26 protein-coding genes are annotated in these 25,070 nt (G+C 38.7%); 1 reads left to right on the top strand and 25 read right to left on the bottom strand.

Features of this window, described 5'->3' with window-relative positions:
- Nucleotides 1-328: 328 nt before the first annotated feature.
- Complete coding sequence (locus EHLA_RS10115; RefSeq protein WP_096240732.1) at nt 329-1,888, top strand: AAA family ATPase; 1,560 nt, start codon at nt 329-331, stop codon at nt 1,886-1,888.
- Between the two features lie 379 nt (nt 1,889-2,267).
- Here EHLA_RS10115 and EHLA_RS10120 read toward each other — a convergent pair whose 3' ends face one another.
- The 25 genes from EHLA_RS10120 to aroB form a co-directional block, all read right to left on the bottom strand.
- On the bottom strand, nt 2,268-2,585 hold the full coding sequence (locus tag EHLA_RS10120) for an AzlD domain-containing protein (protein WP_021907096.1): 318 nt from the start codon (nt 2,583-2,585) through the stop codon (nt 2,268-2,270).
- Nucleotides 2,575-3,276, bottom strand: a complete 702-nt coding sequence (locus EHLA_RS10125) for an AzlC family ABC transporter permease (RefSeq protein WP_021907097.1) — start codon at nt 3,274-3,276, stop codon at nt 2,575-2,577. Before EHLA_RS10125 ends, EHLA_RS10120 begins: the two co-directional genes overlap by 11 nt.
- A 122-nt stretch (nt 3,277-3,398) precedes the next feature.
- Complete coding sequence (gene purD, locus EHLA_RS10130; protein ID WP_096240733.1) at nt 3,399-4,676, bottom strand: phosphoribosylamine--glycine ligase; 1,278 nt, start codon at nt 4,674-4,676, stop codon at nt 3,399-3,401.
- An 89-nt stretch (nt 4,677-4,765) separates the two neighbouring features.
- Entirely contained in the window at nt 4,766-5,392 is a 627-nt protein-coding gene (gene purN, locus EHLA_RS10135; protein WP_021907099.1) for a phosphoribosylglycinamide formyltransferase, read from the bottom strand.
- Nucleotides 5,386-6,411, bottom strand: a complete 1,026-nt coding sequence (gene purM / locus EHLA_RS10140; protein ID WP_096240734.1) for a phosphoribosylformylglycinamidine cyclo-ligase — start codon at nt 6,409-6,411, stop codon at nt 5,386-5,388. The genes purN and purM overlap by 7 nt, the downstream gene beginning before the upstream one ends.
- 166 nt (nt 6,412-6,577) lie before the next feature.
- Nucleotides 6,578-7,090 (bottom strand): 5-(carboxyamino)imidazole ribonucleotide mutase, encoded by a 513-nt coding sequence (purE, locus tag EHLA_RS10145; protein ID WP_096240735.1) that lies wholly within the window; start codon nt 7,088-7,090, stop codon nt 6,578-6,580.
- Nucleotides 7,091-7,190: 100 nt separating this feature from the next.
- Complete coding sequence (pyrF, locus tag EHLA_RS10150; RefSeq protein WP_021907102.1) at nt 7,191-8,117, bottom strand: orotidine-5'-phosphate decarboxylase; 927 nt, start codon at nt 8,115-8,117, stop codon at nt 7,191-7,193.
- Between the two features lie 95 nt (nt 8,118-8,212).
- Nucleotides 8,213-9,481, bottom strand: coding sequence for a dihydroorotase (locus EHLA_RS10155; RefSeq protein ID WP_021907103.1), 1,269 nt, complete (start codon nt 9,479-9,481; stop codon nt 8,213-8,215).
- Nucleotides 9,482-9,503: 22 nt separating this feature from the next.
- Nucleotides 9,504-11,621, bottom strand: coding sequence for an aminopeptidase (locus EHLA_RS10160; protein WP_096240736.1), 2,118 nt, complete (start codon nt 11,619-11,621; stop codon nt 9,504-9,506).
- Between the two features lie 85 nt (nt 11,622-11,706).
- Nucleotides 11,707-12,012: a hypothetical protein gene (locus tag EHLA_RS10165; RefSeq protein ID WP_021907105.1), complete on the bottom strand. Its 306-nt coding sequence runs from the start codon at nt 12,010-12,012 to the stop codon at nt 11,707-11,709.
- On the bottom strand, nt 12,009-12,515 hold the full coding sequence (locus tag EHLA_RS10170; protein WP_096240737.1) for a VanZ family protein: 507 nt from the start codon (nt 12,513-12,515) through the stop codon (nt 12,009-12,011). The genes EHLA_RS10165 and EHLA_RS10170 overlap by 4 nt, the downstream gene beginning before the upstream one ends.
- Nucleotides 12,516-12,597: 82 nt before the next feature.
- Complete coding sequence (locus EHLA_RS16430) at nt 12,598-12,750, bottom strand: hypothetical protein (protein WP_021907107.1); 153 nt, start codon at nt 12,748-12,750, stop codon at nt 12,598-12,600.
- Nucleotides 12,751-12,770: 20 nt separating this feature from the next.
- Nucleotides 12,771-13,445, bottom strand: coding sequence for an orotate phosphoribosyltransferase (gene pyrE / locus EHLA_RS10175; protein ID WP_021907108.1), 675 nt, complete (start codon nt 13,443-13,445; stop codon nt 12,771-12,773).
- A 146-nt stretch (nt 13,446-13,591) separates the two neighbouring features.
- A complete protein-coding gene (locus tag EHLA_RS10180; protein WP_096240738.1) occupies nt 13,592-14,494 on the bottom strand; it encodes a dihydroorotate dehydrogenase in 903 nt (300 codons plus the stop codon).
- Nucleotides 14,491-15,258, bottom strand: a complete 768-nt coding sequence (locus tag EHLA_RS10185) for a dihydroorotate dehydrogenase electron transfer subunit (RefSeq protein WP_173854291.1) — start codon at nt 15,256-15,258, stop codon at nt 14,491-14,493. The genes EHLA_RS10180 and EHLA_RS10185 overlap by 4 nt, the downstream gene beginning before the upstream one ends.
- A gap of 132 nt (nt 15,259-15,390) precedes the next feature.
- Nucleotides 15,391-15,966 (bottom strand): class I SAM-dependent methyltransferase, encoded by a 576-nt coding sequence (locus EHLA_RS10190; RefSeq protein ID WP_096240739.1) that lies wholly within the window; start codon nt 15,964-15,966, stop codon nt 15,391-15,393.
- A 62-nt stretch (nt 15,967-16,028) separates the two neighbouring features.
- Nucleotides 16,029-16,847 carry an undecaprenyl-diphosphate phosphatase gene (locus tag EHLA_RS10195; protein WP_096240740.1) on the bottom strand — a complete coding sequence of 273 codons (819 nt, stop codon included), beginning with the start codon at nt 16,845-16,847 and terminating at the stop codon, nt 16,029-16,031.
- Nucleotides 16,848-16,964: 117 nt separating this feature from the next.
- Nucleotides 16,965-18,968, bottom strand: a complete 2,004-nt coding sequence (locus EHLA_RS10200; RefSeq protein ID WP_096240741.1) for an ATP-dependent helicase — start codon at nt 18,966-18,968, stop codon at nt 16,965-16,967.
- Nucleotides 18,969-19,107: 139 nt separating this feature from the next.
- Nucleotides 19,108-20,817 (bottom strand): phosphoenolpyruvate--protein phosphotransferase, encoded by a 1,710-nt coding sequence (gene ptsP / locus EHLA_RS10205; RefSeq protein ID WP_096240742.1) that lies wholly within the window; start codon nt 20,815-20,817, stop codon nt 19,108-19,110.
- Between the two features lie 28 nt (nt 20,818-20,845).
- A complete protein-coding gene (locus EHLA_RS10210) occupies nt 20,846-21,109 on the bottom strand; it encodes an HPr family phosphocarrier protein (protein WP_021907115.1) in 264 nt (87 codons plus the stop codon).
- A gap of 227 nt (nt 21,110-21,336) precedes the next feature.
- Complete coding sequence (locus EHLA_RS10215; protein ID WP_157908581.1) at nt 21,337-21,993, bottom strand: tetratricopeptide repeat protein; 657 nt, start codon at nt 21,991-21,993, stop codon at nt 21,337-21,339.
- Between the two features lie 108 nt (nt 21,994-22,101).
- Nucleotides 22,102-22,368 carry a 30S ribosomal protein S15 gene (gene rpsO / locus EHLA_RS10220; RefSeq protein ID WP_021907117.1) on the bottom strand — a complete coding sequence of 89 codons (267 nt, stop codon included), beginning with the start codon at nt 22,366-22,368 and terminating at the stop codon, nt 22,102-22,104.
- Between the two features lie 129 nt (nt 22,369-22,497).
- Nucleotides 22,498-23,457, bottom strand: a complete 960-nt coding sequence (locus EHLA_RS10225; protein WP_021907118.1) for an RluA family pseudouridine synthase — start codon at nt 23,455-23,457, stop codon at nt 22,498-22,500.
- 2 nt (nt 23,458-23,459) lie between these two features.
- Nucleotides 23,460-23,975, bottom strand: coding sequence for a signal peptidase II (gene lspA / locus EHLA_RS10230; protein WP_021907119.1), 516 nt, complete (start codon nt 23,973-23,975; stop codon nt 23,460-23,462).
- Nucleotides 23,975-25,066: a 3-dehydroquinate synthase gene (gene aroB, locus EHLA_RS10235; protein ID WP_096240744.1), complete on the bottom strand. Its 1,092-nt coding sequence runs from the start codon at nt 25,064-25,066 to the stop codon at nt 23,975-23,977. The genes lspA and aroB overlap by 1 nt, the downstream gene beginning before the upstream one ends.
- Nucleotides 25,067-25,070: the final 4 nt, after the last annotated feature.

Below are 25,070 nucleotides of genomic sequence, written 5' to 3' on the forward strand. Positions count from 1 at the left end.
AATAATCCATCCCATCTGCTCTGTAGTCGCTGTATTTAAGATGCTCATCCGCATCTTAAACACGCTCCCAAGCCGCATCTGGGATGGATTATTTTTTCTTTTTTCTGACTATCTAAATCTACAGTTAGTGAAAATGAAATTCTCCAGAAAGTTATGGATTTCCGGGAAATTAAAGTCTAAAGGATTGACGCATTTTTCTAGATTTTTCGTTTTTTGAGGCAAAATCCTGACTTCATCTGACGTCAAAGAACAATTATAATAAAACATAACAAATAGTTAAAAATATGATATACTATCAATATAAATGTTCATAGGAAGGAGGAACAACATGGGAATCTATTTTAATCCGAAAAATAGAAGTTTTTCTAAAGATAGAAATTATGAAATATATGTAGATAAAACAGGTCTGTTAAGTTTTTTGAATAAAGCAATTGATACTCCTAAAAACTGTATTGCTGTCAGTCATGCCCGACGTTTTGGTAAATCTCATGCTGCCGGAATGATTGATGCTTACTACAGCCTTGGCAGTGATTCCTCAAAACTGTTTGCAGATACCAAGATTGCGTCTGACCCTGATTATGAAAAATACCGAAACAAGTATAATGTTATTCATTTAGATATTTCATCTTTTTGGGATGATTACAAAGTCAATCTGATAGAAAAGATTGTGGAATATATTTATGATGATATACAAGAAGAACTGGGAAATATTCTGGATTATAAAAAGAAGTTAAGTTATGTACTAATGAAAATTTATGAAAAGACGGGAATTCCTTTTGTTATTATCATTGATGAATGGGATTGTGTTATCCGAAACAGTAACGACCAGGCTTTAGTGCATAAATATTTGCAGTTCTTGCATTCACTTTTTAAATCAGAAGAATCGAAATCATTTTTGGCTCTGGGGTATATCACAGGAATTTTACCGATTAAGAAGATAAAAGATGAGTCTGCTTTAAATAATTTTCAAGAATATACTATGTTAAAATCAAGACCTATTACAGAATACTATGGATTCACAGAAGATGAAGTTAAGGAACTATGCCAAAAGTATGATATGGATTTTGAGACAATGAAGGCATGGTATAACGGATATTTGATTGACGGAATGCATATGTATAATCCGAATTCTGTATCAATGGCTATAAACTACCAGGATTTTGATTCTTATTGGAGGAATACTTCTGCCTTTGGTACGATCAATACTTTTATTACAATGAATTATGCTGGATTAAAAGAAGATGTGCTTGCTATGTTAGCTGGCGAAAAAGTGATGGTAAATACAAATACTTTTCAGAATGATTTTTCTATGATAGCTTCAAAAAGCGATGTCTTAACTGCTTTAATTCATCTTGGATATCTTGGATACGATGCAGACATGAAAAGTGCATATATTCCTAATTATGAAGTAGCAACTGCATTTGAATCTGCTTTACAGACAGGCTCTTGGAAGGAAATCGCCGCATCCATTTCCAGATGTGATGAACTTCTTATAGCCACGACAAATAAAAATGCGGAAAAGGTAGCTGAACTCATTGAGCTTGCTCATGAAACCTACACTTCTGTATTAAAATATAACGATGAAAATTCCCTAAGCTGTGTACTTACCATGGCTTACTTTACAGCACCGGCTTATTATAATATCATTCGGGAGATGCCTTCCGGAAAGGGCTTTGCTGATTTTGTTTTCCTTCCAAGAGCAAATGCGGGCAATCGCCCTGCGATGATCGTGGAATTAAAACACAACAAGACAGCAGATGCAGCAATCACTCAAATCAAAGAGAAAAGATACCAGGGTGCTTTGTCTGGATATAAAGGAAAGATTTTATTGGTTGGAATTAATTACGATACAGAAAAACATCATACATGTGTAATCGAAGAATACTGATCTGTAGATTTAATATAGACGAAAAAAGAAAAAAAGAATCCATCCCATCCGCTCTGTAGTCGCTGTAATAAAACTTCTTGCTGAATTGCAAGGAAACTACAGTAATGAAAAGAGAATTTTTATAAGTATTGCATTTTGTGACTTTGCGCTGCGGAATTTTGACTCTGAAAACTTCGGACTCGCTTTTCCGAAGTTTTTGTTTTTTGAGACAAAATGAAGCGTTTAGCGCAACCAAGCAAAATCAAACTTATAAAAATTCTCTTTTCTTTAGAAACCTTAATGCAATTCAGCAGTAGAATAAAATATGCCGCGACTATCTTCACATTTTATGCTATATCAAGTTTCTGATTTTCGTTTCTTTATTCCATCAGATCAGGATTTACATTAAGGTTATGATTCCTTCTATAATAAACACTGCTGCACAGGCTCCAATCGCTACCACGATCAGGCTTTTTCTCTGGTAAGCGAGTATAACAGCGACTACGAGTCCTGCAATAGCAGAAATCAAGCTTCCTGTTGCTGTAAAGATTGCCGGGATCGTCATGGCTGCTAATACGGTATATGGAATATAATATAAAAAGGAATTAAAAAATTTGTTTTTTATTTTGTGTTTTACAAGTACGAGTGGAATGGCTCTGATTAAATAGGTTACGATTGCCATTACGAAAAGATAGGGTAAAAATATTTTAAAGCTCATCTTCGTTTACCTCCACTGGGAATAATATTGCCGCAATAAGTGATGCGGCTACGGTACAGATGATGATTGCGAAACCGCCGGAGAGATTCGCAAATACTGGAGTGTATTTCAGTACTGTACTGATCGCGATTGCGATACATACCGCAATGAAGACATGGCTGTCTTCTCTTGCCTTTGGTACGACAACGGCGATAAACATTCCATAAAGAGCGACACCTAAAGCGTTTGTGATAATGGCCGGTAAAATATTTCCCATCAAAGCGCCGCCTAAGGTTCCTATCGTCCACCCAATAATCGGAACTATCGTAAGTCCCGCAAAGTAATTTCGTTTAATTTTTCCTGGATTCTGGATTGCTACAGCAAAGATTTCATCGGTAATAGCAAAGCCGAGTATCCATCTCCAGATTCCTGAAAAATCATCATCCACTTTCTGGGAAAGTGAAATTGCCATCAGCATATATCTTAAGTTGATGATGAACTGGGAAAGTGCCATCTCAACTAATGTTCCAAGTTCTGCAATAATCGTAAGTCCTGCAAACTGCCCTGCAGATGTTAAGTTTGTGAATGAAATAAGTACTGCCTCACTGACAGTTAAATCTTTATCTACCGCGAGAATCCCAAAGGCAAAGGAAACGGCAGCATAACCGAGTCCGATGGGGATTCCATCTCTGATTCCCTGTTTAAAGTTCATGTTTCCCCCAACAATGACAGAGACTGCCAGCTTTATTCACTTGCAGTCTCTGTTCCTACTGTATCTTTTTATTGTTCTATGATCATCAGTTACTTTTTACGCTGCTACATTGTTAATGACTTTTATGCTTCTACATCATCAATTGCTTTTCCGATATCATGACGCATATATTTATTTTCAAAAGTTACCCATTCTGTTGCTGCGTAGGCGTTCTTTCTTGCCTCTTTTAGGTTTGTTCCCTTGGCAGTTACACCAAGTACACGTCCGCCATTTGTAACGATTCCTTTATCTGTGCGCTTTGTTCCGGCGTGGAAGCAATAATAGCCATCGTGTTTCTTAAATTCTTCAAGGCCATTAATCACATAACCTTTTTCGTAAGAAACTGGATAACCGTCAGAAGCAAGGACAACGCAAACGGCTGCATTATCTTCAAACTGCAGATCGATTTCATCTAAACGTCCGTCGATACAAGCTTCCATAACATCAATAATGTCGTTCTTCATACGAGGAAGTACTACCTGTGCTTCCGGATCTCCGAAACGGGCATTGTATTCGAGAACTTTTGGTCCATCTTCCGTCAGCATCAGACCGGTAAAGAGGATACCGACAAACGGTCTTCCTTCTGCTGCCATAGCATCCATAGTAGGCTGATAAACGTATTTTTCACAGAATTCTTCTACTTCTTTTGTGTAGAATGGACTTGGGGAGAATGTTCCCATTCCACCGGTATTTAAGCCCTGATCCCCATCTTTGGCACGTTTGTGATCCTGTGCACTTGTCATACATTTGATTGTCTTTCCATCACAGAATGCAAGAACAGAAACTTCACGACCAGTCATAAATTCTTCGATTACCATACGATTTCCGGCATCTCCGAACTTCTTATCTTCCATGATCGTCTTTACGCCTTCTTTCGCTTCTTCTAAAGTATTGCAGATTAATACACCTTTTCCAAGTGCCAGTCCGTCTGCTTTTAATACGATTGGGAACTTTGCAGTTTCAAGGTAAGCGAGTGCCTTCTCATCAGAATCAAAGTTCTCATATCCAGCTGTTGGAATGTTATATTTCTTCATTAAATCTTTGGAAAATGCTTTGGAACCTTCAATGATCGCTGCATTCTTTCTTGGACCGAATACACGAAGACCTTCTGCCTCAAATGCATCTACAACACCACCTACCAGTGGGTCGTCCATACCAATAATGGTAAGGTCAATTTCTTTTTCTTTTGCAAAAGCAACCAGTTTATCAAATTCCATTGCACCGATGTTCACGCACTCTGCATATTCTTCGATTCCTGCATTTCCCGGTGCACAGTAAATTTTATCTGCCTTTGCACTTTGAGAAACTGCCCATGCGATCGCGTGTTCTCTTCCGCCACTGCCTACGATTAATACTTTCATCGGAATTCCTCCATTTTATAACTAATATGCTCCCGGAATCTTCCCGCAAAGCATAAAGCCAGTGCAGGAATAATTCCAGAAATGCATAACTATTTATCAATTGTAACAACTCTGCCGTCTACATGAACCTTTCCATTCGCAATCAGATTGATTGTTTCCGGTAAAATCTTCCATTCTGCCTGTTCCATGATACGGCGCTGTAAAACTTCCGGTGTATCTCCCTGTTCCACCATAACCGGCTTCTGCATAATGATCGGGCCGGTATCGGTTCCTTCATCGACAAAATGTACCGTCGCTCCGGAAACTTTTACGCCTCTTTCCAGTGCCTTTTCGTGAACATGAAGGCCATAACAGCCTTTTCCACAAAAAGATGGAATCAAAGATGGGTGAATGTTAATGATCCGGTTCTCATATTCCTGAATAACACATGGAGGCACAACAACAAGATATCCTGCAAGAACAACAAGATCGATTTCTCTTTCTTTTAAAGCTTCTAAAAGCTTCTGGTTAAATTCTTCTCTTGTCTCAAAGCTCTTTGGCGAAAGAAGTAAACCTTCTGTTCCATAATTCTTTGCACGTTCTAATGCGTAAGCACCTTCATTGTTACTGATTACGACACGAATTTCTGTATTGGTAATCTTTCCGCTGTCTATCGCATCAAGAATCGCCTGCAGATTCGTACCGCCGCCAGATACTAAAACTGCAACTTTTAGCATAATGTTACTCCCTTTTCTCCTGCTTCGATGGAACCAACAACATATGCTTCCTCACCAACAGCTTTTAATGCTTCGATTGCTTTTTCTGCATCCTTTGGATCAAGGGCGAGCATCATACCGATTCCCATGTTGTATGTATTGTACATCATCTCTTCGGCAATATCTCCTTCTTTTGCAAGAAGACGGAAGATAGTTGGTACTTCGTAACTGTCTTTCTTTACGACAGCGCGAGCACCGTCTGGGAGCATTCTTGGAATATTCTCATAGAATCCGCCACCAGTGATATGGCTGCAGCCTTTGATCGTAATGCCGGCTTCTTTTACTGCCTTTAATGCTTTTACATAAATCTTTGTAGGAGTAAGGAGTGCTTCTCCTAATGTCTTTCCGAGTTCTTCTCTGTATTCGTTTAATGCTTCTTTTTCCATAGGGAATACTTTACGAACAAGAGAATATCCATTACTGTGAATTCCGGAGGAGGCAATTCCTATGAGGACGTCCCCTGCCTTAATGTCTTTTCCTGTAATCAGGTCTTTTTCATCAACGATTCCAACTGCGAAGCCAGCCAGATCGTACTCATCTTCCGGATAAAATCCTGGCATTTCTGCTGTCTCTCCACCGATGAGAGCAGCCTCAGACTGCTTACATCCATCTGCAACGCCGCTTACGATAGAAGCGATCTTTTCTGGGAAGTTCTTGCCACATGCAATATAATCGAGGAAGAATAATGGCTCTCCACCTGCACATGCAATATCATTCACACACATGGCAACACAGTCGATACCTACGGTATCATGCTTATCCATAAGGAACGCAACTTTTAACTTTGTTCCAACACCGTCTGTACCTGAAACCAGTGTAGGGTTCTCCATTGTCATAAACTTCTTTAATGAAAATGCACCTGAAAATCCACCAAGGTTTGTAAGTACCTCAGGTCTCATTGTTCCCTGTACATATTTCTTCATTAATTCTACTGATTTGTATCCAGCTTCAATATCAACTCCGGCTTTCTTATAGTCCATGACAGACTCCTTTCTCTTATCATGTACTCTCGGAGTCTTTCTTGCACTTGTTTTTGTGATTAAGCACAAAAAGATTCCGAGAATACATTATCTTGTTATAAATACTTAATTATAGTTTCCCCTTTTACAAATTTACAAACCTTCTTATCACCTTTGAGCTATGTCATTACATTTGTTTTAAGTACGCTTCGTACCCAATCTCATCAAGCTTGTCTGCCTTGGCTACTACCTGATTCTTTAACTTTTCAGAGTAAGCTTTTAATCTTTCTAACAGTGCAGGGTCGGATGTTGCAAGCATCTTTGCTGCAAGAATTCCGGCGTTGGCTGCACCGTTGATCGCTACTGTCGCTACAGGAATACCTGTTGGCATCTGCACGATAGAGTACAGGGAATCTACTCCTCCAAGATCTGATGTCTTCATTGGAATACCGATAACCGGCATTGGGAAAATAGCTGCGCACATTCCCGGAAGATGTGCTGCCTTACCGGCTCCTGCGATAATCACTTTATAACCTTTTTCTTCTGCACCTTTTGCGTAAGCGAAAAATTCTTCCGGCTCTCTGTGTGCAGAGATGATCGTCATATCAAAGTCAATTCCAAGTTCCTTGAGTACATCTGCAGCTTTTGCCATGATTGGCATATCTGAATCGCTGCCCATTACAATACCTACTTTAGCCATTGTCTGCTCCTTTTTTTCATTACATATACTCTAAAATTCCAAGAGTATATTTTTATGGTGAAATGTTTATAACTAACTTATAAAATTATAACAAAATGCTTTATTTTACAAAAGCGTTCTTTAAATCTTCCTTCATATCAAGGACTGCCTGGCGGCTGGCATCCGCATAGTCTACAGAACTAAACTTCTCTTTATACGGGTCTTTCTGATAAGCACAGATAATTCCACGACTGGAGTTTACGATAGCACCAAGTCCATCCTCGTTAAAGAACGGTGCTAAATCTTTACCTGTTCCACCCTGTGCACCATATCCCGGTACAAGAATATAGTTTTTAGGCATGATCTTTCGAAGTGCTGCTCCCATCTCCGGATAAGTAGCTCCTACAACGGCTCCAACATAGCTGTAGTCTTCGCCCATAACATCTTCGCCCCACTCAGCTACCTTTTCAGCAACGATCTCATAAAGTGGCTTTCCATCAATCTGACGATCCTGGAATTCTCCACTGGATGGATTGGATGTTTTTACAAGAATAAATACACCCTTATCTGTGTCTTTGCACACTTTTAAGAAAGGCTTTACACCATCAGAACCAAGATATGGGTTCACCGTTACAAAGTCTTCTGTAAATGGAGAATATACATGTTCACCAATCTTTACTGTTCCAAGGTGTCCGATCGCATATGCTTCGGATGTAGAGCCAATATCGCCTCTCTTGATATCTCCGATGATAACAAGTCCTTTGCTCTTTGCGTAATCGCATGTCTTTTTGAAAGCTTTCAATCCCTCAACACCAAATTGCTCATACATGGCAACCTGTGGCTTTACTGCCGGAATAAGATCATAAGTTGCATCGATAATGCCCTTATTAAACTGCCAGATTGCTTCACATGCACCTTCTAATGTCTCTCCGTATGCAGCAAAAGCATCTTTTACAAGATGTTTTGGTACATAAGAAAGCATCGGGTCAAGACCAACAACGATAGGCGCATCTTTTTCTTTGATTCCTTTTACTAACTGATTAATCATAACTTCCTCCAGAATTCTACTGATATCCTTTTCATTCTAGCATAAATTTTTTCAGATGTACACTCACGATATGCCAAAAAACGACACGATTATTCTTAGCCGCGATATACAACTTTACCATCACAAATCGTATATTTTACTTTTCCATATAACTGTGCACCAAGAAACGGAGAATTTTCCGCTTTTGACTCGAAAGATTCTACTGTTCGGACTTCATCCGGTGCAAAAATAACGATATCTGCAGCCGCTCCTTCTTTTAATGTTCCACATTCAAAATTATAAAGCTTTGCCGGATTAACCGTCATTTTTTCAAGAAGCTGCATCATCGTAAGATAGCCTCTTTTTACAAGACTTGTAATACCAAGAGATAATGATGTTTCAAGTCCAATGATTCCACTTGGCGCTTTTGTAAATTCTCTCTCTTTTTCTTCTATAGAATGAGGGGCATGATCGGTCGCGATCATATCAATCGTTCCATCTGCTAATCCTTCGATAATCTTTGTTCGATCCCATTCTGTACGGAGTGGCGGATTCATCTTTGCCATCGTTTCATAATTAAGTACATCTTCTTCTGTTAATGTAAAATGATGTGGTGTAGCCTCCGCAAAAACCTTTGCTCCTCGTTTTTTCGCATAACGAACCAAATCTACAGAACGACCAGAAGATATATGCTGAATGTCTACCTTTGCTCCAGTATCAAGTGCCAGCATGACATCTCTTGCCACCATCACATCTTCTGAAATTGCCGGTGCTCCGCCAATCCCCATCTTTTTAGAAATCACACCCTTGTTCACTCCGTTTACTTCGTTAAGTGCTGGATCTTCCTCATGCAATGAGATTGGCATATCCATTTTCGCTGCCTCTTCCATTGCTTTTTTAATAAATCCGGCATCTGTTAACGGGATTCCGTCATCTGTAAATCCACAGGCACCAGCATCTACCATCGCCTGGAAATCCACTAACTCTTTTCCCTCAAATCCTTTGGAAACCGCAGACACCTGCTTTACGTGAATCGGTAAGTTCTCTGCTCTTTTTAAAATATCCTGAATTACTTCTGGAGTATCAACGATTGGTTTTGTATTTGCCATACAGACAACCGTTGTGAATCCTCCTGCTGCTGCTGCATGACTTCCAGTTTCCAGATCTTCTTTATACGTAAAACCCGGATCACGAAAATGTACATGCACATCAACAAGTCCCGGTGCCGCAATACAGCCGTCCGCATTCAGTTTTTCAGCATCTTCTTCCCATTCCGGATGTTCTCCAAATCCGATGATCCGCTTATCTTCCACCCAGATATCTGTAACTTCATCTCTTCCAGATGCCGGATCCATCACATGTCCATTTTTAATTACTAACTTCATCTTTGTATCTCCTCACTTTATTTTAACCTTCAAATGCTTCATTTAACTTTAATGTACCTTCCAGCACAAATCTTCCATCTAAAAGAATCGGAATCTCTACCCGTTCCTCTGCCAGATCATGCATGACCTCTGATTCCACAACCCGCACAGTTACGGCTGTAATTCTTGAAAGCTCTTCATACGGAATCGTAATATCTGTATGGCAGTTAAAATAGGCTTTCTTTGGATCCTCTTTTCGAAGTACAGAACATTCATTTTCCTTTGCTACGATTTCTTTCCCATCCGGATTATATACACGAACATCTTCGCAATAAGAATAACAGGTATCTCCGATTGCGATATGCGGTCCCATTTTTTCTGCAATAAGGATAGGCAGTTTAGACATAATACCATACTTTTCAGCCATCACATAGGCAGTTGTATTTGTTCCGATCGCACACTCTCCAATCGGAAGTGTTTCTCTGTTATATAAAAGATTCTCCTTAATGAACTTCTGTCCGTCCTCTTCATCCGGGAAATTTGCACATGAATACTCTTCGATCATACCATCTTTAAAAGTAATCTTTAAATCTTTATAGTAAAGACCATTCAAATAGACTTCTGTCACATGTAAAAGACCATTTGTACCTTTTAGCTTAGGTGAAGTAAATACTTCCCCTACCGGAATATTGACATCGGCAAGACAGTTTTCAAACTTCGTTTCTTTGCTGGCATCTTTCAGATCGCATAGAGCAACCGTAAGATTCGTCATATTTCTTCCACGTCCCATGATATGCACCGCTTCTGACTGATCAAGCACATCAATCATATTTTGCTGAATCTTTTTGTACACTTCGTTATCTAACGTATTTACTTTACGAATCTCCTCAAAAATTTCCGGGAAATTCTCTCCGATCGAAGGAACTGGGTACGCAATAATCGTAAAACTCCTTTCCTCCTGATTGATAAATTCATTCAAAAGTTCGTTAGATAAAGAGGAATACTCTGTGGAAAGAATCTGCTGCCGCTCACTTAAATGATAGCTTTCCGGCTTATTTACCGGTTCAAACGGTTCTTCTCCAAAGACTTCAAAGCATGCCGGACCTGCAAATCCTGCCGCCTCCTGTTCATATTCTTCGTATGCCTTTCTCATACAGCTAAGCTTCCGGTCAATCATGCGCTTATCAAGGTAAATAGCATTATCAAAACGATGGTCATAGCCATACTGTGGATTTGGATCTGTTGAAATATATCCGATACGGAGATTCTGGCGTTTATTTAATGTATTAAGCGCCTCTCTGTAAATAACTGGTTTCAATCCCATGTCGGCAAACTGGCGGATTGCTGCGCGGATCACTCTTTCAAAGCCAATCGGGTAACGGATATTCACTGTATCTTTCTTTGAAACATCCACCCCTTTTAACTCAAATCCTCTTCGATATCCTTCTGTAAATGTTTCTGCTATCTGTGAAATCTCTTCTTCCGTAAGGCTGTTTAAAAACTTTGCCGTTTCAATTTCCACTTCTGAGATATAATCCCCATAAGAATACAGATACGTCAGATCCAAAAGGTCAGAATCCATGATAATTGATGTTGCAAAATCAAGTGCCGGGTCCACCAGTTCTCGTACCCTGTAGCCTGCCCAGTCATCTGCATAATCATAGAGGAACCAGTAGATGGTATCTTTAATCTGTTTATATGTTACATCCCCTTCTTCAAACATACAGTATATTTCCAGAAAAAGTTCATTTAAAATCGTGATTTTTTCAAGGTTCTGTTCAAAAACAAACGCTCTTTCCGAACGTAATTCCGTATATAAAAAACTCAGAATCCGGCCAAACTCTTCTCCTAATTCCTGCACTGCAAATGCCGGATTCGCAAAAGAATGTCCGTAATTCTGAGGTAAGATATCCTGATAAAATAATGCATTCTCACTCTTTAACTGCTCAAAAGAACGGGACTTCCACGCATCAGAAGAAATACATACAAAATCCTCTGCACATTTTTTTAGAAGCTGTGCTGTCTTCTTAAAATAATTCTGAATCTTTTCGTTCATGCCGTTTTTCTCCCCTGCGGCAATCTCTTCGATTCTTTCTTTTGTCAGTAAAAAGCGTTCTTCCACTTCTTTATTGCTTTCTTTAAACAACTCTCTATAATCCATATAAAATATATCACTCTCTTTCTGTTATTCCCAAATTCAAGAATGTCCGGCATTCTTGCTGCGAGATACGCGTCATGTCATCTTCCTACATCATGATAAAAGTAATCCCTATAAAAATAGCCACAATATTAATACATATTCCGGATATCTTATACTTCTGGTTGGTCTTAGCATCATCATAGCTCATCACGCCCCAAAGGACACAAAAGAATGCCAGTACAACGAAAATACATCCAAGCAGACCTCCGACAACATTCAATCTTCCTTCTGTCACGATAGACAACACTGTCAAAATAGCAAATCCAATCAGTATCCCTATTCCCATGACCAGAGTAAGTACTGCATTTTTTGAAACTTTTTTCTCAGAAAAAGAAATATTTCCTGTATTCATATCTCTGCCTTTCCTTTCTTTTCTTTCTCTTCTTTCTTTTTATGATCGGCCTTCCATTTATGATAAATAAAACGGATGATACAATAACTGATCCATCCGAACAGTCCTCCAAAAGTGTTCATCATCAGATCATCCACATCAAACACTCCTACTTTTGTAACAAGCTGCAATGTTTCTATGCAAAGGCTAAATAAAAACGTATATATAATAATCCGGATACATCCGGTTTTCTCCAATCTCCATATCGGAACTAAAAAACCTATTGGGAAAAATACAAGAAGATTACCAAATAAGTTTAATAAAAATGCTTCGATAGAAACATAATTCCGGTATATAATAAAACGACGGATTTCCTCGAAAGGAACCAGATTATAGCGATAAGTACTATATCCATCTACCCGTCCCAGTCGGTCACTGAATAATACAAAATATATTACAACACAGCCATATAAAATCAATATTAAACGGCTCAGAGACCCCAGTCTCTTTCTGCTTTCATTCATTCTTTTTCCAGCCTTTTCTTATAATTATTATTCTCCTATAATACATTTTAAGGAACCGGCATAACGCCGGTTCCCATCATTTTTAAATCATTATTTTCCCTTTTAACTTGAGGGCACGCGCTCCACTTACAATAGAAATCACTCCTGCTGTAATTCCGACAATTGTTGTGATAATTCCTACTATAATTCCTGCAGCACCAATCTGTCCCAATGTTTTAAAAATCTTTTCGTTCATACAAATCTCCTGTCAGAATACTACTTTACTCCATACTGGTCATAATATGCATCAATTGCTTTTTTCAATTCATCATCAATAATGACTTTTCCTTTGTATGGTTTGTTGTAAAGATGCTCTACAACTTCTGCCATTGTAACGATAGCAGTTGTCTTCATTCCGTATTTCTCACTGATTTCTGTAAGCGCACTCTTCTCTCCCTGGCCTCTTTCCATACGGTCAACAGAAACAACTAAACCACCAACTTCTACATCTCCCTGTGCCTTAATGATTGGGAGTGTCTCCTGAATAGACGTACCTGCTGTAGTAACATCTTCAATGATGATAACCTTATCTCCGTCCTGAATCGGGCTTCCAAGGAGAATTCCTTTATCACCATGATCTTTTACTTCTTTACGGTTACTGCAGTAACGGATATCTTTATCATACTTTTCTGAAATGGCGATTGTTGCCGCTACGCTTAATGGAATTCCTTTATAAGCAGGTCCAAACAGTACATCAAAATCAAAACCGAAATGATCATGAATTGCCTGTGCGTAATACTCACCTAATCTCTTTAACTGAGAGCCTGTACGGTAGAATCCGGTATTAACAAAAAATGGAGTCTTTCTTCCACTTTTTGTTACGAAGTCTCCAAACTTCAGTACATTGCAGTCAATCATAAATTCTATAAACTCTTTTTTGTATTGTTCCATAACAGCCTCCGATTTATCCTTTTGATTTATATGTTCTCTTGAAATCTTCCTCGTACTTAAGATTCCAAAAGTACATCTGTTGTTTTGATTCTAACACAGATTATTTGTATTTTCAACTTAGATAAAATATGTATAAACAGATTCTTTTAATCAATACATCCGATAATCTCGTTAATATCTTCAATATGATATCTTTCCATATAAGCTTTTATTCCGTCTAACACATCCATTGTGGCACGTGGATTGTGGAAGTTAGCAGTTCCTACAGAAACCATTGTGGCACCTGCCATCATCATCTCAATAGCATCTTCTCCCGTAAGGATTCCTCCCATACCGATGATCGGCAGCTTGCAGGCATGGCTTACCTGATATACCATACGAACGGCAACTGGTTTAATTGCAGGGCCGGACATACCGCCTGTCTTATTCGCAAGAACGAACTTACGTCTGTGAATATCAATCTTCATTCCGGTAAGTGTATTGATAAGAGAAAGAGCATCACTGCCTCCTGCTTCGGCTGCTCGTGCCATTTCCGTAATATCTGTGACATTCGGACTTAACTTCATTACGATTGGCTGTTTTGCCTTTGCCTTGATCGCTTTCGTAATCTCATATAATGCATCTGGATTCTGTCCAAAGGCGATACCACCTTCTTTTACATTCGGACAGGATACATTGATCTCTAATAAATCTACCGGCTCATCTGCTAATCGTTCTACAACTTCTACATAGTCCGATGTACTTCTTCCACATACATTGACAATAATAGATGCTCCTTTTTCTTTTAAATGAGGAATATCTCTTTTACAGAATAAGTCGATTCCCGGATTCTGGAGTCCAACCGCATTAAGCATTCCGCCATATGTTTCCGCTACACGAGGAGTCGGATTTCCTTCCCAAGGTACATTTGCCACCCCCTTTGTTGTTACAGCTCCAAGTGCTGCAAGATCAACAAACTGTTCATATTCTGCACCAGAACCAAATGTTCCTGAGGCAGTTGTCACAGGATTCTTAAACTTCTTTCCAGCCAGTGTTACTTCTAAATTCATGAGAATACTACCTCCTTTGCATCAAATACCGGACCGTCTTTGCAGATTCGTGTATTGTTTACGTTCGTGTGATGATCTTTTGTCTTTGACTTACAGATGCAGCCAAGACAAGCTCCGATTCCACATGCCATTCTTTCTTCTAAGGAAATCTGGGCTTCCATTCCATGTTCTTCGGCATACGCTGCAAGCGCTTTTAACATCGGCATTGGTCCACAGGCATAGATGACCTTTCCTTCTACACCATACTTTTCAATTGCATCAATTACTGTACCCTTAGCACCCTGACTTCCATCTTCAGTTGCAATCTTTACATCGCACACTTCTTCAAATTCTTCTTTTAAGAAAGTGGATGTTCTGTATCCAAGTACAACTGTCTTCTCGGCATCTAACTGTTTTGCAAGCTCCAGCATCGGAGGAATTCCAATACCTCCACCGATAATAATTGCTTTTTCATTTTTCATTGTAAACCCGTTGCCAAGAGGTCCCATGACTTCTAATGTATCTCCTGCTTTCATTTCTGAAAACTCTTTTGTTCCTTCTCCTGCAACACGATAAACAACCCGCAATGTTCCTTCTGTTGGATTAATCCCGCAAATACTGATCGGACGAGGTAAAAGCTTACTCTTATCATTACAGTACATTGCAATGAACTGTCCTGGTTTTGCTAAGGCAGCTCCCTTTGGAAAGGATAATTCCATATCAAATATTCCTTCATCGATCTGCTGCTGACGAACAACTTTCGCTGTTTCTTTTATCATCTCCATATATATGCCTCCTTTTTTATTAAATATGTACTATCGGAGTCTTTCTTGCACTTGCTTTTATGAGAAGATTCCAAGAGTACATAAATCAAACGATCCACATACTGCTGCTTTTCATTGCAGCCGGCATCTGATCTAAACTGTCTCATTCTTTATAATATACACTGGTAACGGCGGATGATTTGGCTTATTATAAAATGCTTCTACAAGTACGGTATATTGATCATCTGGCAATTCTTTAAGCCACTGCAGCACCTGTTCCTTTTCGTCAAAACCACTGTCTCCCCCGCTGTAGATCAGCAAAGATATCATACCACCCTCACAAAGTAAGGTAAGTCCCTTTTTCAGCGCTTCTATTGTTGTCTCTGCCTTTGTCGCAAGATGATGATCTCCACCTGGAAGATAGCCAAGATTAAACATAATCAAAGAAACACTTCCCTCATCGGCATATGCATCCATATGTGCATGCGTATCTAAAACAACTTCTGCCCTGTCCGAAAGATGTTCTTTGATAAGGCGGTTTCTTGTCTGTTCCACCGCCGTCTCCTGGATATCCATGGCAATAACCCTGCCATTGGCACCTGCAAGAGACGCCAGAAAAACCGTATCCTTTCCTGTTCCTGCTGTCGCATCAATACACAAGGAGGGATTCTTTATAAGCTGGCGGATTCTCTCATGACAATACTGTGTAATAGGTGTTCTTCTTTTCATTATAATCTATACTCTCCGATTTTTAAATAGAATTATTATCGTTATTCCGTCTGATTATCCTATTACTTTATGAAAAAGTACACAGCAACAATGATACCTAAAATAATACGATAGACACCAAAGGCTTTAAAGTCATTTTTCTTAATATAACCTAACAGGAACTTGATTGCTATAATAGAAACGATAAATGCTACAACCATACCTACTACAAGAATAGCAACTTCATTCCCTGTATAATGGAAACCATATTTTACAAGTTTTAAGAAACTTGCCCCGAACATAACCGGTATGGACAGGAAGAAAGAATACTCTGCTGCTACAAAACGAGAGGTTCCAAGAAGCATTGCTCCGATGATTGTTGCTCCGGAACGGGAAGTTCCCGGAATAAGAGCAAGTACCTGAAAACATCCGATGATCAATGCAATCTTATAGGTTAAATCGGATAACTCTTTTACTTGTGCTTCTTTATTCTTATTATGATTTTCAACAACAATAAATAAAATACCGTAAAGAATCAATGTAAAAGCTACTGTCTGCGCATTATAAAAAAGTGCATCGATCTTATCATTAAATGCAAGACCGATTACCGCTGCCGGAAGACATCCTACAATTACCTTGCCCCATATATCAAAAGTTTCCCTTTTCTCTCTGGCTGACTTTTTGGGACTAAATGGATTGAGTTTATGAAAATAAATCACACAGACCGCAAGAATTGCTCCAAGCTGGATTACTACAAGAAACATTTCCATAAATGCTTTCGATACATTAAGTTTAATGAATTCATCTACAAGTATCATATGCCCGGTAGAACTGATCGGAAGCCATTCCGTAATTCCTTCCACAATTCCAAGCAGAATTACTTTTAACATTTCAATTAACATTTTCTATAATTACCTCCTGTAATATTTTATCGCTTCATTCTATCACAGATTCCTGTATTTGTCCTCTTTATTGCATACTAAAAAGAAAAAAGTCTTTCCGTACTTTTTACAGGAAAATTATTTTTCAAGTTCTAAAAGTCCCTGTTCCATCAGATACTTTATGGAAAACAGCCGCGGTTTTTTACTGTTATCAAACTTTATTTTAATTTTATCTTCTTTTAATTCAAGTACCGTTCCCTTACCAATATTTTTATGGATCACTCTTTTTCCTTTTTGAAATTCTTTCTTGTCATAACGAAGTTCTCCTATATAACGAGAAATCTGTGCATCTTTTTGATAAAGTTCCTTTACCGAATAGAGAAACAAATATGTTTTTGCCCTTGTAACTGCTACATAAAACAGCCGTCTCTCTTCTTCGAGATCTGCCTCTTTTACTGCTTTTTTATGTGGCGTTACTCCTTCATTTATATCCATGACAAATACAACTTCATATTCTAATCCTTTTGAACTATGCATCGTTGTAAGTGTCACACCGCTTTTTTGCTGCCTTCCGGCTTCCATCTGTTTCCTGAGTTCCTCTCCATAAGATTCTATGTAAGTAAACCACTCTTCAAAACTGTGATATTCCTTTGCACTTTCCTGAATCTGATTCAAGACTTCTTCAAGGTCATCCGGGTTCATTCTCCGAAACTGTGCATACTCATTCATATAATCTTCATAACCAATCCCGTTACGTATATATTGAATCGCAGCATATGGCTCCATCTTCCTTAGAAGATACAGATCCATTTCTAATTTATCAATCTTCTCATAAAGCCACTTCTTCCCAAAGGTCTGCTGCTTTAGTTTTTTTAAATCTACCTGCGGTTCTGTAATCATACTTCTTGATATGTATCGTTTGGGCCGATTCATTATCTGTAAAAACAGCTTTCGGTCTCTGTTTCCCATAGCAAGCTTTATATACGTTAATATATTCCTTGCTATCCAGTGATCAAATATATTTGGAATCACATCCCGCATCTGAAATGGAATATTATATTCCATTAATCGTCCAACAAGTAATCTCGGCTGCGTATTGGTGCGGAAAATAACCGCCATATCTTCTAGTGGAATTCCTTTTTTATAATAAAAACGTATTCCTTTTAAAATATCTGTACACTCTTCTCCCGCATCTTTTAGATTTCGAAATGTAATAGGCACTTTACTCCCTCGAGCCGCCTGCATATTCTTTGGAAAACGCTTTGTATTATGACTGATCAGATGTTCCGCACTCTCTACAATTTCTTCACTGCACCGATAGTTCGTATTTAAAATCACCTTTTTTGCCTCTGGATAATCCTTCTCAAATCCAAGCATAATTTCCGGTCTTGCTCCCCGGAAGCGATAAATAGACTGGTCATCGTCACCAACGATAAACAGATGATCTCCCTTACCTGCCAGCATTCGTACGATCTCATACTGCACTTTATTAATATCTTGAAACTCATCAATTAAAATATGCTGAAACTTATTCTGCCATAAAGTCCGAATATCTTCTCTCTCTCTTAACAATTCATAACAAAAAACCAGCATATCATCAAAATCTATGAGATTCTCTTCCCGCAGTCTTTTCTCATACCCTTCATAAATCTGAGCAAACAATTCGTCTGAACAGTTATTACTGTGATAGTAGGAAAGGGACATCATCTCTCCTTTTACATAACTGATCTCATTGATAATTCCGGAAAGAAATTCATTCTCATCTTCTATCTCAAGTTCCATATTCTCTGTCATCTCTTTTATGTATCGCCGCTTTACATCTTCTCTGATAATATTTGCAGCAGTATAACGGTATGCATAACGAAGAATCATAAAGAAAATAGAATGAAAAGTACCAAAGGTTACCGGAGCATTTTCCATTCCGTCAAACATAAAAAATCGTTTTTTCATTTCCTCTGCCGCTGCTCTGGTAAATGTAATTACTAAAATATTAGACGGATAAACTCCTGCATTTTCTATAAGCCACTTTACACGATAAGTAATTACCAGTGTCTTTCCCGATCCGGGTCCTGCCAGAACCATCAGCGGACCACCTTTATGTGTAATAGCCTCTTCCTGCTCTCTATTAAATGTACCTGGCACGTTTCTTCCTCCTTTCCCCTGACATATATTCTCTAATCATTGAAATCCTTGCAAAATAAAAGGGTGTCTCTCAACACCCTTTTATCATTCACGCAGTTAAATCTCCATTCGAGGATACTCTTTCTGCTATTCTTTGCTATTAATGTTTTGCAACAGTTTTAAGATATGCCTCAACTTCTGCTTCTGTTGTCATAGACATAGCCTTTGCTGCAATGGCATCTGCTTCTTCTTTTGTCCAAAGGGAGATTCCCTTTCTTGTTGCTAAAATAGAAGTAGCACTTACACTAAATTCACTTAAACCAAAGGAAATTAATAATGGAGCAAGTAATGGATCTGCAGCTGCTTCACCACACATACCAACCATGATTCCCTCCGCTCTTCCGGCCTTGATCACACGCTCAATAGAACGAAGTACTGCCGGGTTATACGCAGAGTAAAGATATGCAACTTCTGCATTACCTCTGTCTACTGCCATAGTGTAACCTGTAAGATCGTTTGTTCCGATACTGAAAAAGTCTGCTTCTTTTGCAAAAACATCTGCCATTAAACTTGCTGCAGGTGTCTCTATCATGATACCAACCTTGATATCTTCATTATATGCAACACCTTCTGCTTTAAGCTCTTCCTTAATTTCTGCTACCATATCTTTTACTGCACGAAGCTCATCTAAACAGGTAACCATAGGAATCATAATACGAATATCGCCATATGCGCTGGCACGAAGCAATGCTTTTAACTGAGGACGATATAAGTCTTCTCTCTTTAAGCATAAACGAATCGCGCGGAAACCAAGGAAAGGATTCTCTTCTTTTTCAAGAGCAAGATATGGAATCTCTTTGTCTCCTCCAACATCCAATGTACGAATAATAACCGGCTTACCTTCTAAAGTCTCAGCTACTTTTCTGTAAGCAGCAAACTGCTCTTCTTCTGTAGGAATCTGTGGACGATCCATGAAAAGGAATTCTGTACGGAATAAACCGATTCCTTCACCGTCACATTCTACTACTTTCAATGCATCTTCCGGTTTACCGATATTAGCGCAAAGTTCAACTTTAACACCATCTGCTGTTACGGTCTCTTTGCCAATAAACTGAGCAAGCGCTGCCTTCTCTTCAAGATATGCAGCTCGTTTCTGCTCATATTCTGCCTGAAGTGCTTCATCAGGATTAACATATACCTGTCCTTCTGAGCCGTCTAATACTACATTATCGCCATTAGAAATCTCTTCTGTGATTCCCGGTATACTGAGTACCGCCGGAATTTCAAGCGCACGTGCAAGAATTGCTGAATGAGAAGTCTTGCCTCCAACTTCTGTAAGAATACCTGTTACGTTCTTTGGATTAATTCCTGCTGTCATAGAAGGAGTTAAATCTTCTGCCACTAAAACAGTTCCTTCCGGCACACTTGCTAAATCGACATCTTCGACATCAAGAAGTATCTTCAATAATCTTGTCTTTATATCACATACATCTGTTGCGCGTTGCTGAAACATCTCATCGTCAATACCTGCGAACATCTGCATATAATAATCACAAATCTTCTCTACGGCAGCTTCTGCGCACATCTTGTCATCTGCGATGCTTGATTCCATCTGGCCGGTCATCTCCGGATCCATAAGAAGAAGGACATGTCCTTCCAGAATCTCTGCTTCTTTCTCCCCTACTCTTTCTTTCATGTCATCTGCCATTGCCTGTGTCTTTGCGATACATTTGTCAAGGGCATCTGTTAATCTTTGCTTTTCAGCATCAACATCACTGACTGCTTTATTATCGTATGCAAGGGAAGGTTCTTTTACAATAACAGCGGAACCGATACCGATTCCTGCTGATGCACCAATACCAGTATACATTATCTTCACCTCAAATTTTGAATTACAATTATTCTCCTAAACCGGATTCGATCATCTCGATAGCAGTCTTTAATGCGTCTTCTTCATCAGGTCCGTCACACTGGATCTCTACTTCAGAACCACACTTAATACAAGCACCGATAATGTTAAGAAGGCTCTTACCATTCGTTGCTTTTCCGTTGAAATTGATTGTAACATCGCTATCAAACTTAGCCATTCCTTTAGCGAATACTCCTGCCGGTCTCATGTGAAGTCCCTGTGGGTTGTTGATTGTAACTTTCTGTGATACCATAGTTATTTCTCCTTTTCTTAAATAGGGTAATATAAAAATAAATAATAGCTAAAGAAAACAGGATATTGTGCTGCTGGCTGATGCATTCGGTTAGTATTATACCCTGCGATCATACCTCCCCTTATTCCTTTAGTATTCATTATTTTACCATTTTTTATATACACTGTCAATATAACAGCGTCCCGACTCCGGTAAAATCATCTGTAACTTTTTTTCAGAAATGTAATTTAAATCCTTGTCGATAAAAACGTATACTCTTTCTTCCCAGCTTCATCATCTGGATAAAGCTCTACATATTTTTTCGCTGCCTCGTATGCCTTATCATACGCCTCTGCTTTTTCATAGATGACAATCTTTCCATACATAAAATCTGCCTTCGTTTCACCGCCCTGTTCAATCCCCTTCTGAACATACTTCAGTGCTTTATCATAATTCTGTTTTTCTACATATATTTCACAGATTTTTTCCAGAAAATCAGTATCCTGTGTATGATTCCAGCCTTGTTCATACACTTTTACGGCTCCTTGTGCATCACCGGACTTTGCGACACACTCGCCCTTCAACATATAATATTGTGCATTTTTACTGTCATTATTAATAAGTTTATTGTATATTTTTTCCGCTTTATCATATTCTTTTAGCTGATAATGACTCTCTGCCAGATAACAGGTCATATCCAGATCAATCTCTCTGGCAAACACAGACTTCCGCTTTAACGCTTCTTCCAGGTATGAGATTGTTTTAGAATAATCTTCTTCCTTAAAATAAAGCAATGCCTCTTTTCGGTATTCGATCTTCTGCTGATAATTATGCCACTGAAAAATACCTGTTCCGGCTAATAAAATCACAACGACAATTGCACCACGAATGATAATTTTACGCATAGAAAACCTCATTTCTCTTAAATGATGCACTTTTGAAATCAAGTGCAAAAGCTTTGGGAATACTTGAACGAAAGAAAGGATGCCGCAGCATCCTTTCCTCAAAAATTATTATTTTCTTAAACCTAACTGTTCGATTAAGGTTCTGTAACGTTCAATATCTTTACCTTTTAAGTATGCAAGAAGGTTTCTTCTCTGACCAACCATCTTTAAAAGACCACGTCTTGAATGATGATCCTTAGGGTTTGCCTTAAAATGATTCTGAAGATCATTAATTCTTGCTGTAAGAAGTGCTACCTGTACTTCAGGTGAACCTGTATCTCCTTCTGTTCTTGCATATTTTGTCATAATTTCCTGTTTCATTTCCTTTGTAATCATGTTACAATTCCTCCTATTATTATAATCACCTTTACGAAGATAAGGTCGGAGACTCCATACCCTGGCAAAGGTTCTAGCTAAAAGCATCTTTCATAGATTAGCATACTATTCTTTTTTTGTAAAGTTTTTTTAAGAATATTTTTCAAGAAGTTTCTGGAAGTATTCAGGAAGCGGCGCCTCAAATTCTACATACTCTCCTGTCCTTGGATGAACAAATCCAAGCACTCTGGCATGAAGGCACTGTCCGGTAAGTCCCATATCATTCTTTGGACCATAAATCGTATCTCCTAATAAAGGATGGCGTATGCTTGCCATATGCACACGAATCTGATGCGTTCTGCCTGTTTCTAACTGGCACTCAATATGATTCACCTGATGATTTAAATGACTGAGTACTTTGTAATGTGTTACTGCCCGCTTTCCGTTTTTAGGTTCGACAGCCATCTTCTTTCTGTCAACCGGGCTTCTTCCGATCGGTGCGTCAACAGTTCCTTCTTCCTGCGTAAAGTTATTATATACGATTGCTTCGTATTTTCTTGTGATTGAATGTTCTTTTAACTGTTCTGCCAGGCTTTTGTGCGCCATGTCATTCTTGCACACAACAAGAACTCCTGTCGTATCTTTATCGATTCTATGAACGATTCCCGGTCGTAAAACACCGTTAATTCCCGAAAGATTATCTTTACAATGATAAAGGAGTCCATTTACAAGTGTTCCTTTATAACGTCCCGGACAAGGATGAACAACCATATCTTTTTGTTTATTAATTAAAATAACATCTTCGTCCTCATAAAGAATGTCCAGATCCATTTGTTCCGGAAGAACTTCTAATTCCTTTAATGGAGGGACACAGATCACAACGGCATCGTCCACACGAAGACGGTATCCTGGTTTTTGTTTTTTCTCTCCTACCTGAACCTGCCCTTCTTTGATCAGCTTTTGAATATAAGAACGGGAATGTTCTTTTAACTCTGCTGCGAGAAATTGATCTAAACGCATCCCTTCCTGTTCTTCCATAACCGTATAATAATATCTTTGTTCCTGCTTACTTTCCTGATTTACTTTCTCTTGCTTTGCCGTTTCTGTCATCGTTACAACTCCCGCCTGCCCTCTTTTGTTTTTTTAGGAAATATCCTGTCAAAATCTTCTTCCTGATAGAAGAATAAAATTAAAATAACAAGCATAACCGCCGCCACTGTCACATAAATATCTGCCACATTAAATACTGGAAAGTTAATGAGGCTGAAATAAACAAAATCCACAACGTACTTCCTGAAAATACGGTCTATCATATTTCCTACAGCTCCTGCTCCCACGAAATACAGGCATATCTTTAACGGAGTAAAATGTCTTTCCTCCGGTATCTTTCCCGAAATCCATATAAGACCCGCCAGTACCGCCAGAGTAATGATCAAAAAGAACCATTGTTTATTCTGCATGATTCCAAATGCTGCTCCCCGGTTTTCCACATAATAAATCTCAAGTACATTCCGGATAACAGGAATACTTCCTATTGGCTTTAATACCTTTACTGCCCATAATTTTGTAAGCTGGTCTGCTAACAGAAGTATAATAAAAATAACTGCTGCTTTTAATTTTTTCCCCATTATACTTCTCCCTGTTCTATAACGGCAAGCATTTCTTCTGGAGTGACATCCTGATAAATTGCTGCCTTTCCAATCTGGTCTAATAAAATGAACTTAATCTTTCCATGTTCCATTTTTTTATCGTGTTTTGTTTCTTTCACAACTTCTTTTGCCTTAAGTTCTTTCGGCAATGCTGGAAAATCAAAATATGCATAAATGTTTTTGATTTCTTTGTTTTCCTGTTCACTAATATATCCTCTTTTACTTGATATATCCGCTGCTAACAATGAACCAATTGCCACACATTCTCCATGTGTCAGTGAGAAATTCATTAACTTTTCTATAGAATGTCCTAACGTATGCCCGAAATTAAGCAGGGCGCGGACACCATGTTCCTTTGGGTCTTCCTCAACCACCGCTCTTTTAATAAGGCAGCTTTCCTCTACCATATGTGCGAGTGCTTCGTCTTTTCTTTCTGCAATGGCTTCTTTATTCGCTTTTATCCATTCAAAATATGCTCTATCACGAATAAGTCCATGTTTGATGACCTCTCCAAGTCCACTGTGATACTGTCGCTCAGAAAGTGTCTTTATCGTATTTACATTAATGTATACCAGTTTTGGCATATAAAAAGCACCTACCATATTTTTATATGCATGATAATCTACTCCTGTTTTTCCTCCGATACTGCTGTCCACCTGTGCGAGCAGACTTGTAGGAATCTGTACGAAGTCGATTCCCCGCAGATAAGTAGCAGCAGCAAATCCTGTCAGATCTCCGGTAACTCCGCCGCCAAGTGCAAGGAGCATATCTTTTCTGTCAAATTCATGTGTAATCAGAAAGTGATACAGATTATCTACTGTGGATAAATTTTTACTTGCCTCCCCTTCCTGAAAAATATATACTTCTACCTTTGCACATCTGCCTTCTAAAATACTTTTAACTTCTTCCAGATAATAGGAAGCCACCCTTCGTTCTGTAACAATACATAACTTCCGTTCCTGAATATCAAGAGCAGAAAGTTCTTTTACCAGGTTTGAAAAACTATTTTCAATTACAATATCATATACTTTTTTTCCTTCTGCACTTACTTCGAGTCTTTTTTCTAACATTGTC

The sequence above is a fragment of the Anaerobutyricum hallii genome, from assembly GCF_900209925.1.
Lineage (GTDB): Bacteria > Bacillota > Clostridia > Lachnospirales > Lachnospiraceae > Anaerobutyricum > Anaerobutyricum soehngenii.